The sequence below is a fragment of the Streptomyces sp. NPDC031379 genome, from assembly GCF_055569615.1.
This window is the reverse complement of the sequence record NZ_JBVIIT010000006.1, coordinates 335,318-346,258: the sequence shown is the minus strand read 5'-3', so window position 1 is coordinate 346,258 and position 10,941 is coordinate 335,318. Positions and strand designations below refer to the sequence as shown.

12 protein-coding genes are annotated in these 10,941 nt (G+C 71.8%); 8 read left to right on the top strand and 4 right to left on the bottom strand.

The genetic code is table 11. The features are described from left to right. Positions 1 to 219: 219 nt before the first annotated feature. The 3 genes from ACZ5CW_RS11755 to ACZ5CW_RS11745 all read left to right on the top strand — a co-directional run bounded on the left by ACZ5CW_RS11755 (position 220) and on the right by ACZ5CW_RS11745 (position 3,280). On the top strand, positions 220 to 1,035 hold the full coding sequence (locus tag ACZ5CW_RS11755; RefSeq protein ID WP_468600143.1) for a helix-turn-helix transcriptional regulator: 816 nt from the start codon (positions 220 to 222) through the stop codon (positions 1,033 to 1,035). A gap of 148 nt (positions 1,036 to 1,183) precedes the next feature. Continuing rightward, a complete protein-coding gene (locus tag ACZ5CW_RS11750) occupies positions 1,184 to 2,368 on the top strand; it encodes a cytochrome P450 (RefSeq protein WP_468600142.1) in 1,185 nt (394 codons plus the stop codon). Positions 2,369 to 2,539: 171 nt separating this feature from the next. Then, the gene (locus ACZ5CW_RS11745) at positions 2,540 to 3,280 is read left to right on the top strand and encodes a class I SAM-dependent DNA methyltransferase (RefSeq protein ID WP_468600141.1); all 741 of its coding nucleotides are present in this window, start codon (positions 2,540 to 2,542) and stop codon (positions 3,278 to 3,280) included. A 35-nt stretch (positions 3,281 to 3,315) separates the two neighbouring features. Here ACZ5CW_RS11745 and ACZ5CW_RS11740 read toward each other — a convergent pair whose 3' ends face one another. Together ACZ5CW_RS11740 and ACZ5CW_RS11735 are read right to left on the bottom strand one after the other, a co-directional pair. Continuing rightward, the gene (locus tag ACZ5CW_RS11740; protein ID WP_468600140.1) at positions 3,316 to 4,797 is read right to left on the bottom strand and encodes a DEAD/DEAH box helicase; all 1,482 of its coding nucleotides are present in this window, start codon (positions 4,795 to 4,797) and stop codon (positions 3,316 to 3,318) included. 172 nt (positions 4,798 to 4,969) lie between these two features. Next, a complete protein-coding gene (locus ACZ5CW_RS11735) occupies positions 4,970 to 5,173 on the bottom strand; it encodes a cold-shock protein (protein ID WP_376408233.1) in 204 nt (67 codons plus the stop codon). 489 nt (positions 5,174 to 5,662) lie between these two features. Between ACZ5CW_RS11735 and ACZ5CW_RS11730 the strand changes: the two genes are divergently transcribed. From ACZ5CW_RS11730 to ACZ5CW_RS11720, 3 genes are all read left to right on the top strand, one after another. After that, the gene (locus ACZ5CW_RS11730) at positions 5,663 to 6,760 is read left to right on the top strand and encodes a baeRF2 domain-containing protein (RefSeq protein ID WP_468600139.1); all 1,098 of its coding nucleotides are present in this window, start codon (positions 5,663 to 5,665) and stop codon (positions 6,758 to 6,760) included. A 130-nt stretch (positions 6,761 to 6,890) separates the two neighbouring features. Then, positions 6,891 to 7,259, top strand: a complete 369-nt coding sequence (locus tag ACZ5CW_RS11725; RefSeq protein WP_468600138.1) for a hypothetical protein — start codon at positions 6,891 to 6,893, stop codon at positions 7,257 to 7,259. Next, complete coding sequence (locus tag ACZ5CW_RS11720) at positions 7,249 to 7,893, top strand: protein-L-isoaspartate(D-aspartate) O-methyltransferase (protein ID WP_468600137.1); 645 nt, start codon at positions 7,249 to 7,251, stop codon at positions 7,891 to 7,893. The genes ACZ5CW_RS11725 and ACZ5CW_RS11720 overlap by 11 nt, the downstream gene beginning before the upstream one ends. Before the next feature lie 5 nt (positions 7,894 to 7,898). Here the strand turns inward: ACZ5CW_RS11720 and ACZ5CW_RS11715 are convergent, their stop codons facing one another. Then, complete coding sequence (locus ACZ5CW_RS11715; RefSeq protein WP_468600136.1) at positions 7,899 to 8,351, bottom strand: YbhB/YbcL family Raf kinase inhibitor-like protein; 453 nt, start codon at positions 8,349 to 8,351, stop codon at positions 7,899 to 7,901. Between the two features lie 111 nt (positions 8,352 to 8,462). Here ACZ5CW_RS11715 and ACZ5CW_RS11710 point away from each other — a divergent pair, with 111 nt between their 5' ends. Then, the gene (locus ACZ5CW_RS11710) at positions 8,463 to 9,023 is read left to right on the top strand and encodes a nucleoside-triphosphatase (RefSeq protein WP_468600135.1); all 561 of its coding nucleotides are present in this window, start codon (positions 8,463 to 8,465) and stop codon (positions 9,021 to 9,023) included. An 81-nt stretch (positions 9,024 to 9,104) separates the two neighbouring features. On the opposite strand, the gene ACZ5CW_RS11705 is transcribed toward ACZ5CW_RS11710, so the two are convergent. Continuing rightward, the gene (locus ACZ5CW_RS11705; RefSeq protein WP_468600134.1) at positions 9,105 to 9,527 is read right to left on the bottom strand and encodes a secondary thiamine-phosphate synthase enzyme YjbQ; all 423 of its coding nucleotides are present in this window, start codon (positions 9,525 to 9,527) and stop codon (positions 9,105 to 9,107) included. 167 nt (positions 9,528 to 9,694) lie between these two features. Here ACZ5CW_RS11705 and ACZ5CW_RS11700 point away from each other — a divergent pair, with 167 nt between their 5' ends. After that, positions 9,695 to 10,774: an NAD(P)-binding domain-containing protein gene (locus ACZ5CW_RS11700; protein ID WP_468600133.1), complete on the top strand. Its 1,080-nt coding sequence runs from the start codon at positions 9,695 to 9,697 to the stop codon at positions 10,772 to 10,774. Positions 10,775 to 10,941 lie beyond the last annotated feature (167 nt).

Sequence of the window (10,941 nt, the reverse complement as noted above, 5' to 3'; positions counted from 1 at the left end):
TTCCTCCCCCCTCCCCCCCCCCCCCACCACAAAACCCCCCCCCCCCCCCCCCCCCCCCCCCCCCCCCCCCCCCCCCCCCCCCCCCCCCCCCCCCCCCCCGCGTCCGGGCGGGCCTGTCGCCCGGTTGAAGTGTGCGACAGCCCGAGGCGGCAGGGATATGCGTACAACTACGTACGCGGACGAGGGAAACTGGGAAGGGACGTCGACCGGAGAGGACACGTGGAGCTGGACAAGGCCTACGAGCGCATGACGGCGGTCGCCGTGACCGCGCTGCACGAACGGGAACCCGAGCGTCTGTGGCCGATGTTCGCCACCGCCCTGGCGGACCTGTGCGGCGGCGAGGCGGTCATCCACAAACTCGACGACTGGAGCGAGAGCCGGGGCAGGATCGGTACGACACCCGACGCCGCCGCCGTCGAACTTGACCGGCTCGAGGACGCGGATCTGCGGCTGTTCCGCTCGGGCTATCCCTTCGCCCACCATTACGCGGCCAGGTCCGACCGGACCCCGGTCACCGCCGGCCGGGCGGTGGGCCGCGTCTGGCCGGACAGCCCGACAGCGCGCCTGCTCGATGAGGTCCTGGACGTCGATCACGTCCTGGGTGTGCCGCTCCCCGACAGTACGACCCCCATCACCGGATGCCTGGTGTACCGCGCCGGTACGGACTTCACCGACGACCATCTCGTCATGGCCGAGCGCGCGCAGCCACTGCTGGCCGCGGTCGAGCGGCAGCGGCGGTTGCTGGAGGAATGGCGGCGGGCGCTCGGCACCGACGGCACGCCGGACCAGCGGGCGGCCGACTGCGCGTTGACTCCCCGGGAGACCACCGTTCTGCTGCTGCTCACGGACGCGCTCACCGCCGACGCCATCGGCCGCCGCCTCGGCATCTCGGTCCGCACGGTGCACAAGCACGTCGAGAACCTCTACCGCAAGCTGGGCACCCGTGACCGTGTCGGCACCGTGCTGCGCGCCCAGCGGCTCGGCCTGGTCCCGTCGCCCGGCCCACCCGGGACCGGGACCTGGACGCGACCTTGAGCCGGAGAGGGCCGGTGCCCGCTGTGCGGTGAGCGGCGTCCCAGGGCGGCAGGATCCACCAGCTCGACGCACCTCCGCAGACGCATACGCTCTGAGTGGGCTCCGGAGCGGCCGGATCTCCGAGGACGAGGCAGGGGGAGTTTCCTTGGTGACAGCGCGCCGTTTTCCGCTCGGCTCCGCCACCACGCTCAGGGAGTTGGAGGACGACCCGCACCCCCGGCTGGCCCTGCTGCGCGCCCGCGAACCGGTTTCGTGGCTCCCCGTGCTGAACGGCTGGCTGGTGACCCGGCGTGATCTCGCGCTGCGCGTGATGCGCGACGCGGCGACCTTCACGGTGGACGACCCCCGCTTCTCCACCGCCCAGGTGGTCGGTCCGAGCATGCTCTCCGTGGAGGGCGCCGAGCACAAGCGGCACCGCGCCCCCTTCACCGACCCGTTCCGCACGCAAGACGTGCACGACCGGTTCACCGGGTTCGTGGAACAGGAAGCCGCCCGCCTCGTGGACGGCATCCGGCCGCGTGGCAGCGCCGAACTGCGCCGGGAGGTGGCCGGGCCGCTGGCCGTCGCCGTGGTTGCCGAGTCGCTGGGCCTGGTCGGCGCGGACGCCGAGGCGGTGCTGTCCTGGTACGACGCCATCGTGAGCGCGGTCTCCGACATCACCGCCGGGCTGCCGGCGAACCCCGCCGGGGCGGCGGCGTTCGACCAGCTGCGAGGAAGCGTCGAGGCGACGGTCGCGGCAGGTGGTGAGGCGTCGCTGCTGGTCACGGCGGCCGAGAGCGAGCGCTTGAAGCTGCCGGAGGTGGTCGCCAACGCCGCCGTGCTGATGTTCGGCGGCATCGAGACCACCGAGGGCATGATCGCCAACGCCGTACTGCACCTGCTGGCACACCCCGCTCAACTCGCCCTCGTGCGCGCCCATCCAGGCCTGGTCGACGCGGCGATCGAGGAATCGCTCCGCCTGGAACCCGCCGCGGCGGTCGTGGACCGTTACGCCACCGCAGACGTGACGATCGGCGGTGCCGACGTGCGGCGCGGTGATCTGGTGGTCGTCTCGCTCGCCGGCGCGAACCGCGACCCCGAGATCTTCCCGGACCCCGACGGTTTCGACCTGGGACGGGGCAACTCCCGCCTCCAGCTGGCCTTCGCGCACGGCCCGCACTTCTGTCTGGGCGCCCACCTCGCCCGTCTGGAGACCCGCGCCTGCCTCCTCGCACTCCTCGACCGTCTCCCCGGCCTGCGGCTCGACCCTGCCTCGCCCACCGCGCCCAGAGGCCTGGTCTTCCGCAAGCCCCCGGCTCTGCGCGTCCGCTGGGACGTGCCGGCGCAGCGCTGACGCGACGCCGGCTCGCCTGTGCGCGCAGGTGCGGTCGAGGGTGTTCCGGTAGTGCGCAGTTCTCGGCCGCGGCACGTTCCTCGCCGAGGAACCGGTGCAGGGTGGAAGGTATGCAGGGTGGAGGGTAAATGCGTCGACATCGCCCCGCCGTGTCCGGCAAAGTGGCCGCCCGTGACGAGCAGCGAGCTATGGACCCATGCGACGGCCGACCGCTACGACACGGAGGAGAGCGAGATGTCCTCGGCCTCCGTTCTCGGACCGACACTCGCCTTCCTTGCCGAACTCGCCGGAGACGGACGGGCATTGGAGTTCGCCATCGGAACCGGACGCGTGGGCGTCCCGCTCCGGGAACGCGGCGTGCCGGTGGTGGGCATCGAACTGTCCGAGCCCATGGCGGCGGTCCTGCGGCGCAAGATCGACGAGAGCACCCTCCCGGTCACCCTTGGCGACATGGCCACGACTACCGTGCCCGGCGAGTTCACCCTGGTCTATCTCGTCTACAACACCATCACGAACCTGCTCACCCAGGACGAGCAGGTCGAGTGCTTCCGGAACGCCGCACGTCACCTGGCGCCCGGCGGCCGATTCGTCATCGAGCTGGGCGTGCCGCCCCTGCGGCTCCTGCCGCCCGGGCAGGTCGCGGTGCCGTTCGACGTCTCCGAGGGGCATCTCGGTTTCGACACCTTCGATCTGGTCGAGCAGGTTCTCGTCTCGCACCACTTCACCCGCGACGGCGACGACGGCCGTTACCGCCGCGGCGCCTCCCGGCACCGGTACGCATGGCCGGCGGAACTCGACCTGATGGCACGGATCGCGGGGCTCGAACTGGAACGACGCGTCGCGGACTGGGACGGGGCGCCGTTCACCCAGAACTCCACGAAGCACATCTCCGTGTGGCGCAAGCCCGCCTGAGTCACGCACACAGCGTACGAGGGGACCGTTGCCGGCTATGCGCCACGACGGACCCGGGCGGCCTTGCGGGCCTCGGCGATCTGGCGGGACTCAGCGGACCGACGGGACTCGCCGCCGCCGACCCGCCCCGGACGGGTGCCGAGACCGCGGAAGGGGGCACCGCCGCGCTTCGGGCGCTCCGCGACCGGCCCGCTGCCGACGACGGGAACACCGGAGGGAGCCTGGGCGCCGGTGATGCGGCTCAGCGCGGCCTCGCCGGAGCGGACCTGCGTGATCTGCGGCCTGATGCCTGCGTCGGACATGAGACGGGCCATCTCCCGGCGCTGAGCGGGCAGGACCAGCGTGACGACACTGCCGGACTCGCCGGCGCGGGCAGTTCGGCCACCGCGGTGCAGGTAGTCCTTGTGGTCGTTGGGCGGGTCGACGTTGACGACGAGATCGAGGTCGTCGACGTGAATGCCCCGAGCCGCGACGTTGGTGGCCACCAGCGCCGTGACGTCGCCGGTCTTGAACTGAGCCAGGGCGCGGGTGCGCTGGGGCTGCGACTTGCCACCGTGCAACGCCACGGCCTTCACACCGCTGCTCAGCAGGTGCTTGGTGAACTGGTCGACGGCGTGCTTGGTGTCCAGGAACATGATCACGCGCCCGTCGCGGGCAGCGATTTCGGTGGCGGTGGCGTACTTGTCGGCGCCGTGCACCTGCAGCACATGGTGCTCCATGGTGGTGACCGCGCCCGCCGACGGGTCGACCGAATGGACGACCGGGTCATGGAGGTAACGGCGGACCAGGAGATCGATGTTGCGGTCCAGCGTGGCCGAGAACAGCATGCGCTGGCCGTCGGGACGTACCTGGTCCAGCAGTTCGGTGACCTGCGGCAGGAAACCCATGTCCGCCATCTGGTCGGCCTCGTCCAGGACGGTGATCTTCACCCGGTCCAGACGGCAGTCCTTGCGCTCGACGAGATCCGCGAGGCGGCCCGGAGTCGCGACGACCACCTCGGCCCCGGCACGCAGTGCGCCGGCCTGCCTGCCGATCGACATGCCGCCGACCACCGTGGCCAGCCGCAGCTTCAGCAGCCGGGCGTACGGGGCGAGCGCATCGGTGACCTGCTGGGCCAGCTCGCGCGTCGGGACGAGGACCAACGCCAGCGGCTTCCGCGCCTCGGCACGCTGCCCGCTCGTGCGTACGAGGAGGGCCAGGCCGAAGGCGAGCGTCTTGCCCGATCCGGTGCGCCCTCGGCCCAGGACGTCGCGCCCCGCGAGGGAGTTCGGCAACGTGGCCGCCTGGATCGGGAACGGCTCGTTCAGGCCGAGGCTGGTGAGCATCTTCAGCAACTCGGCGGGCATGTCCAGTTCACCGAAGGTCGCGACCGCGGGCAGTGCCGGCGTGATGGTGGCCGGCAGCGCGAACTCCCCCTGCGGTGCGGTGGGACGGCGTCCGGTGTCGCCTCGACCGGCGCCGCGGCGCCCCTGACCCTGGGGACGGAAACGGTCGTTCGTGCGAGCTGAACGGCTCATGGAGAACCTTCCTCGGCAGGGCGCGCATCGAGGAATTCCCGACGGGAACGAGCCGGATGAATTGCAAGAACGAGCCGAATGTGAGACTTAGAGAATTCCACTGAAATACAAAAAACAGGCACCTGGGGCCCCACCGCAAGACGGGGCCCCAGATATCTCATACGCTTCGACGTCAGGCGGGAGTGATGTTCTCCGCCTGCGGGCCCTTCTGGCCCTGCGTGATGTCGAAGTTCACCCTCTGGCCTTCCTGGAGTTCACGGTAGCCCTGGGTGGCGATGTTCGAGTAGTGGGCGAAGACGTCCGGGCCGCCGCCGTCCTGCTCGATGAAGCCGAAGCCCTTTTCCGCGTTGAACCACTTGACGGTGCCAGTAGCCATGTCATATCTCCTCGGGGCAGTGCCCGGGGGTCCACACTGTGTGAACCCCTGCGTTGCCACGATGAACCCCGTCCGGATGAGCACCGGAGATACAAAAGTGCCCGACGACATACAGTCGCCGAGGCACTTGAAGTTTCGGGAACCACAACTGCAACTAGCAGCCAGTTTAGCACGGAACGCACATCTGCACCAGTTTCACCCGCGATATGAGGCCGCTGCCTGGCGGGAGCGGCGATCAGTGCGTCAGCCGGTGTCGAGAACTCCGAGGAAATTCATTCCCCTCGGCCCGGTTATCCCGATTTGTTTCCGCGGAGGACGGGACCGGAATCCCTCGGCGTCGAGCCGCCCCGGGCTCGCCCGGAGCGGCCGCCGAGACAACCCCGACCCTGCCGACAGGCCTGCCGCAGCTCCCACGGGTGATCGTCGAGCCCCATCGCCCCCGGGGCGCGCATCATCAAAGGAAGGGAGACCCATCGACGAGGAGTGGCGATGAGGTTGTCGTTCCTTGCACCCCTCTACGCGGAGCCAGGCCCGTTCGCCTCCGTGTACCTGGACACCTCCCGAAACGTCGAGCATCCCGAGCGGGCGATCGCGCTGCGCTGGCGGCGGTTGCGCGAGAGCCTGTCCCGTCAGGGCTCGGACCGGGCGCTGCTCAACGTACTGGAGGAGGTGGTCGGTGCCGACACCGAGGTGCCGGGGGTGCACGGTCAGGCCATCTTCGCCGCCCACGGCACGCTCGTCCTGGACGGGGAGCTGCCCAGGCCGCCCGAGCACGACTCCGCGCGCTACAGCCTCCTGCCGGAGGCGATGCCCCTGGTCACCCAGCACGTTCCGGAGATCCCCTACATGGCCGTGGTCGTCCACTACGGCGGCCTTCCGACCGCCGAGACCCACGGCTGGGTGACTCTCGAGGCGGAGACCGGCACCTGGCCCGTGTCCACCGTCACCCCGGGTGAGCGGCTGCACCGCAGGGTCGCGGTGGCGACCTGGCACCACACCTCCCTCCGGCTCGGTCACCGACTGGACGAACGGGCGCGGCGCGCCCATGCCGACGCCGTCGTCGTGGGCGGGGACGAGTGGGCGTGCAACGTACTGATCCGCCGCCTGCCGCACACCCTGCGGGACAAGGTCGTACGCGTGGGCGGCCGGACCCCCACCGACACCGGACGCGCCCTGTTGGAGCCGCAACTCGACGGCGTCTTCCGCGGCCGCATGGCCGCGCACGACCGGGAACTCGTGGACATCTTCATCGGCCGGCGTGCCCTGGACGGACCCATGACGGACGGGCTCGCCGCCACCGTCGCCGCCCTCCAGCGCGGCCAGGTCGCGGCACTTCTGCTGAACCGGCCGCCAGGGTCTTCGCTGCGGCTCTGGACGGGCTCCCAGCCCACTCAGCTCGCCCTGAGCGAGGCGGAGCTGATGTCCTTCGGCGTGCGGGCCCCGCGCGAGGAACGCGCCGACGAGGCCCTCGTCCGGGCCCTCGTCGGCACCGGTGCCGAGCTGGTCGTCGTACCGGAGAACGAACTGAGGCTGTACGAGGGCGTGGGCGCCCTGCTGCGGTACAGCGACCCGGGGACCACGTCCTGACGCCGACGCGCTGCGCCTCCCGGATCACGGAGCGCTCCTCGCGCCCGACCGTCCCGGATCGCGCCGCACGCGGAACATGCCGACACTGGGCTGGAGCGGCAGCACGGCGTACGAGCGGCGGATGGGGCACATGGACAGGAGCAGGAGCGGCGCGGAGGAGACGGACGTCTCGAGCATCCCGCCCAAGACCTGGGCGACTGGCCTGCCGGCGGTGGCCGACCCGCTGCGGTACTCCCTGGAGCGGACGGCGGTCCGCCGTGCGGCGCCGGCGCTGCTCAACCTCGACCGGACCGAGGGCTTCGACTGCCCGGGCTGCGCCCGGCCGGAACCGGACCCCGCTCACCGGCACCGCAACGCGTACCGCGAGAACGGCGCCGAGCACGTGAGCGACGAGGCGGCGTCGGGCGGCGAGCGCGATCACGCCGCGCGGCTTGTGGAACGCACCACGACCGGGGCCGCCGGCGCCACCGCCACGGCCCCACGGTCCGATGGCCCATGAAGGGAGCCCCGAGGACCTGGTCCGCGCGGCCCACGCCGTGGGCGTGACCGACGCCCGTCTCCTGGAGGCCGTACGGAGCATCCCCCGGGCGGATTTCGTCCCCGCGGACGAGGTGGCATCCGCGTACCAGGACACGCCCGTTCCGCTCCCCCACGGGCAGGTGACCACCCAGCCCTCGCTGATCGCCATGATGGTCTCCGCTCTCGGCCTCACCGGAGACGAACAGGTCCTGGAGGTCGGGACCGGATACGGCTGGCAGACCGCGCTGCTGGCCCGCTCGGCCGCGTACGTCGTCAGCGTCGAGCGCTGGCCCGACCTGGTCGACGAGGCCCGCCTGCGGCTGGCCGGGCAGGGCGTCGCCAATGCCGAGGTCGTACTCGGCGACGGGACCCTCGGCATGCCGACCCGTGCCCCGTACGACGCCGTCATCGTCTGCGCCGCCTTCCCGCGAGTGCCTGAGCCGCTCGTGGATCAGCTCCGCACCGGTGGCCGGCTCGTCCAGCCCATCGGGCAGGGCGGGCAGGAGAGTGTCGAGCTGTACGAGCGGCGGGCCCACACCCTGGTGCACCGCAGGACGGTCACCGCGGCCCGGTTCGTCCGGCTGTACGGCGCCCATGGCTATGACCAGCGGTGACGCGTTCAGCGCTGATAGGTCCCGACCAGGGTGCCGGAGGCCAGCGCCCGGCCCTTCAGGGCACGGTGCACGTCCTCGACGCCCGGGTGGTCGTGCAGCGGCAGCGGCTCGGACAGGGCGTACAGGCGGAAGAAGTAGCGGTGCGGCCCGTGCCCCGGTGGAGGCATCGGCCCTCCCCAGCCCACGCGGCCGAAGCCGTTGGGCCACGGCAGGCCCCCCTGGGGCTTCTGGCCCTCCGCCGCCCCGGTGGTCCCCGGATCGATGCCGGTCACCAGCCAGTGCAGGAACGTCGTCCCCGGCGCGTCCGGGTCCTCGCACAGGAGCACCAGCTCCGTGGCCTCGTGGGGCACCCCCGACCAGGTCAGGGGCGGTGAGATGTTCTCGCCCTCCCCGCTGTACCGACGGGGGATCACCGTGTTGTCGTCGAACGCGGTGCTGCTGAGTTCAATTCCGCTCATGCGCGCCGCCATACCCGCAAACGGCGCCACCGGCACCGGTCCGCACCCCAAAACCCCCGCTCGGCCGAGCCCACCCGGACTCCCTCGGGAAGCAGGGGTGAAGATGGCGGTGTGCCGACAAGGATCCTGCTCGAGGGCCGCCCTGGCGCGGGCAAGACGACCGCCATGCGTCGGCTCGCCGCGCTGCTGCCCACCCACGCGGCCACCGGCTTCACCACGGAGGAGATCCGGCAATCCGGCGCCCGCGTCGGTTTCGCCCTGGAGACCCTGGCAGGCCGACGGGAAGTGCTCGCCCATGTCGACCTGCCCGGTCCGCCACGGGTAGGCAAATACGGCGTCGACCCGCGCGTCATGGAACGACTGGCGCTGCCGTCGCTTCGGCCGGCCGCAACCGAGGAGGCAACAGGGCGGCTGGTGCTCATCGACGAGCTGGGTCGGATGGAACTGGCGTGCACGGCGTTCCGGCACGCGGTCGACGCGCTGTTCGTCGCAGAGGTCGACGTCGTCGCCACGGTCCACACGCACCGCGATCCGTTCACCGACGCCCTCAAGCGGCGCGCCGACATCGAGGTCGTCCAGCTGACTCCGGCAAACCGGGACGTCCTGCCGGGGGAACTTGCGGCCCGGCTGCAGCAGCCCCGGACGCACGGAAGGCCTCCCTCTCACGGATGAGAGACCCGGCTCCGACCCGCTGAAAGCAGAGCCGGGGCGACTGGGGTCTCCCGGGTGCTGGATATCGCGCCTACCGTGCCGCTACCCGAGGAACGACAGCCGGACCTGACGCTCCGGATTATCCCTGTTCGTGTCGACGAGGCACACGGACTGCCAGGTGCCCAGTTCCAGGCGGCCGGCGATCACCGGGAGGGTCGCGTGCGGGGGGACGACGGCCGGCAGGACGTGGTCGCGGCCGTGGCCGGGGCTGCCGTGCCGGTGCTGCCAGCGGTCGTCGGCGGGAAGCAGGGTGTGCAGGGCGGCGAGGAGGTCGTCGTCGCTGCCGGCGCCCGTCTCGATGACGGCGATCCCGGCGGTGGCGTGCGGAACGAAGATGTTGAGGAGGCCGTCGCGGCCGCCCGCCGCCTCCCGCAGGAAGTCCTCGCAGTCCCCGGTGAGGTCGACGACCCGCTCCCGGGTGCCGGTGGAGACGGTCAGCGTTCGGGTGGTGAAGGCATCTGACATGCCCCCATCCTGGCCCACACGCCGGGTTTCACACCCCTGGCACGACCGCGCCCCGCAGTCCGGGCCGTTCCGGGTCCAGCTCGTGAGACTCCTCGACCCGCGAACCGCCGGCGGGTGGGCGCTGAGCGGCCGGGAAGATCCTCGCTCGGGTCCCTGTTGGGAGGGACGTGAACGCTGCACACGAGGTCGCGGTAGTCGTCATAGGCGCGGGTCAGGCCGGACTGGCCGGCGCCTATCACCTGCGGCGCACCGGCTTCGAACCGGACCGTGACTTCGTGGTGCTGGACCACTCCCCCGGCCCGGGCGGCGCCTGGCAGTTCCGCTGGCCGTCGCTGACGTACGGCAAGGTGCACGGAATGCACGCGCTGCCCGGCATGGAGCTGACGGACGCCGACCCGGCGCGGCCTTCGGCGGAGGTGATCCGGGAGTACTTCGACCGGTACGAGCGCACCTTCGACCTGCGGGTACGGCGGCCCGTGGACGTGCGGGCGGTGCGCGAGGGGGAACGCGGGCGGCTGCTGGTGGAGACGTCGGAGGGCAACTGGTCGACGCGGGCGCTGATCAACGCGACCGGCACCTGGGACCGGCCGTTCTGGCCGCGCTACCCGGGCCAGGAGACCTTCCGCGGACGGCAGTTGCACACCGCGCAGTACGCGGGGCCCGAGGAGTTCGCCGGGCTGCGGGTCGTGGTCGTCGGCGGCGGCGCCTCGGGCACCCAGCATCTGCTGGAGCTGGCCCCGTACGCGGCCGCGACCACCTGGGTGACCCGGCGGCCGCCGGTGTTCCGCGAAGGGCCGTTCGACCAGGAGGCGGGCCGGGCCGCGGTCGCGCTGGTGGAGGAGCGGGTGCGGCAGGGGCTGCCGCCGCGCAGTGTGGTCTCGGTCACCGGGCTGCCGCTCAACGACGCCGTCCGGAAGGGCATCGCGGACGGTGTCCTGGACCGGCAGCCGATGTTCGACCGGATCACCCCGGACGGCGTGGCGTGGAGCGACGGCCGGCACCTGGATGCCGATGTGATCCTGTGGGCGACCGGTTTCCGGGCCGCGCTCGACCACCTCACTCCCCTGCGGCTGCGTGAGCCGGGCGGCGGCATCCGGCTCGAAGGCACCCGCGCGGTGGCGGACCCACGCGTCCACCTCGTGGGGTACGGCCCCTCGGCCAGCACCATCGGTGCGAACCGGGCCGGTCGCGCGGCCGTCCGGGACATCAGGCGGTTGTCGGCCGGGGAACAGCCGGCCGCCGCCTGACGTCCCGTCGGCTCAGCGAAGGGCAGGCTGCGAGGGGGCCGGGGACTGCGGCGGAGACGGCAACGGGGACTGCGGCGGGGACGGCAACGGGGACTGCGGCGGAGACGGTGGAGGGGCCTCCGGAAGGGACTGCGGCGGGGGCTGAGGAAGGGGCTGCAGCGGGGGCT

Coding starts and splice junctions, on each gene's coding strand:
- ACZ5CW_RS11740 (WP_468600140.1), bottom strand. CDS start 4,797: ATGAGCCGTTCAGCTCGCACGAACGACCGTTTCCGTCCCCAGGGTCAG.
- ACZ5CW_RS11735 (WP_376408233.1), bottom strand. CDS start 5,173: ATGGCTACTGGCACCGTCAAGTGGTTCAACGCGGAAAAGGGCTTCGGC.
- ACZ5CW_RS11730 (WP_468600139.1), top strand. CDS start 5,663: ATGAGGTTGTCGTTCCTTGCACCCCTCTACGCGGAGCCAGGCCCGTTC.
- ACZ5CW_RS11725 (WP_468600138.1), top strand. CDS start 6,891: ATGGACAGGAGCAGGAGCGGCGCGGAGGAGACGGACGTCTCGAGCATC.
- ACZ5CW_RS11720 (WP_468600137.1), top strand. CDS start 7,249: ATGGCCCATGAAGGGAGCCCCGAGGACCTGGTCCGCGCGGCCCACGCC.
- ACZ5CW_RS11715 (WP_468600136.1), bottom strand. CDS start 8,351: ATGAGCGGAATTGAACTCAGCAGCACCGCGTTCGACGACAACACGGTG.
- ACZ5CW_RS11705 (WP_468600134.1), bottom strand. CDS start 9,527: ATGTCAGATGCCTTCACCACCCGAACGCTGACCGTCTCCACCGGCACC.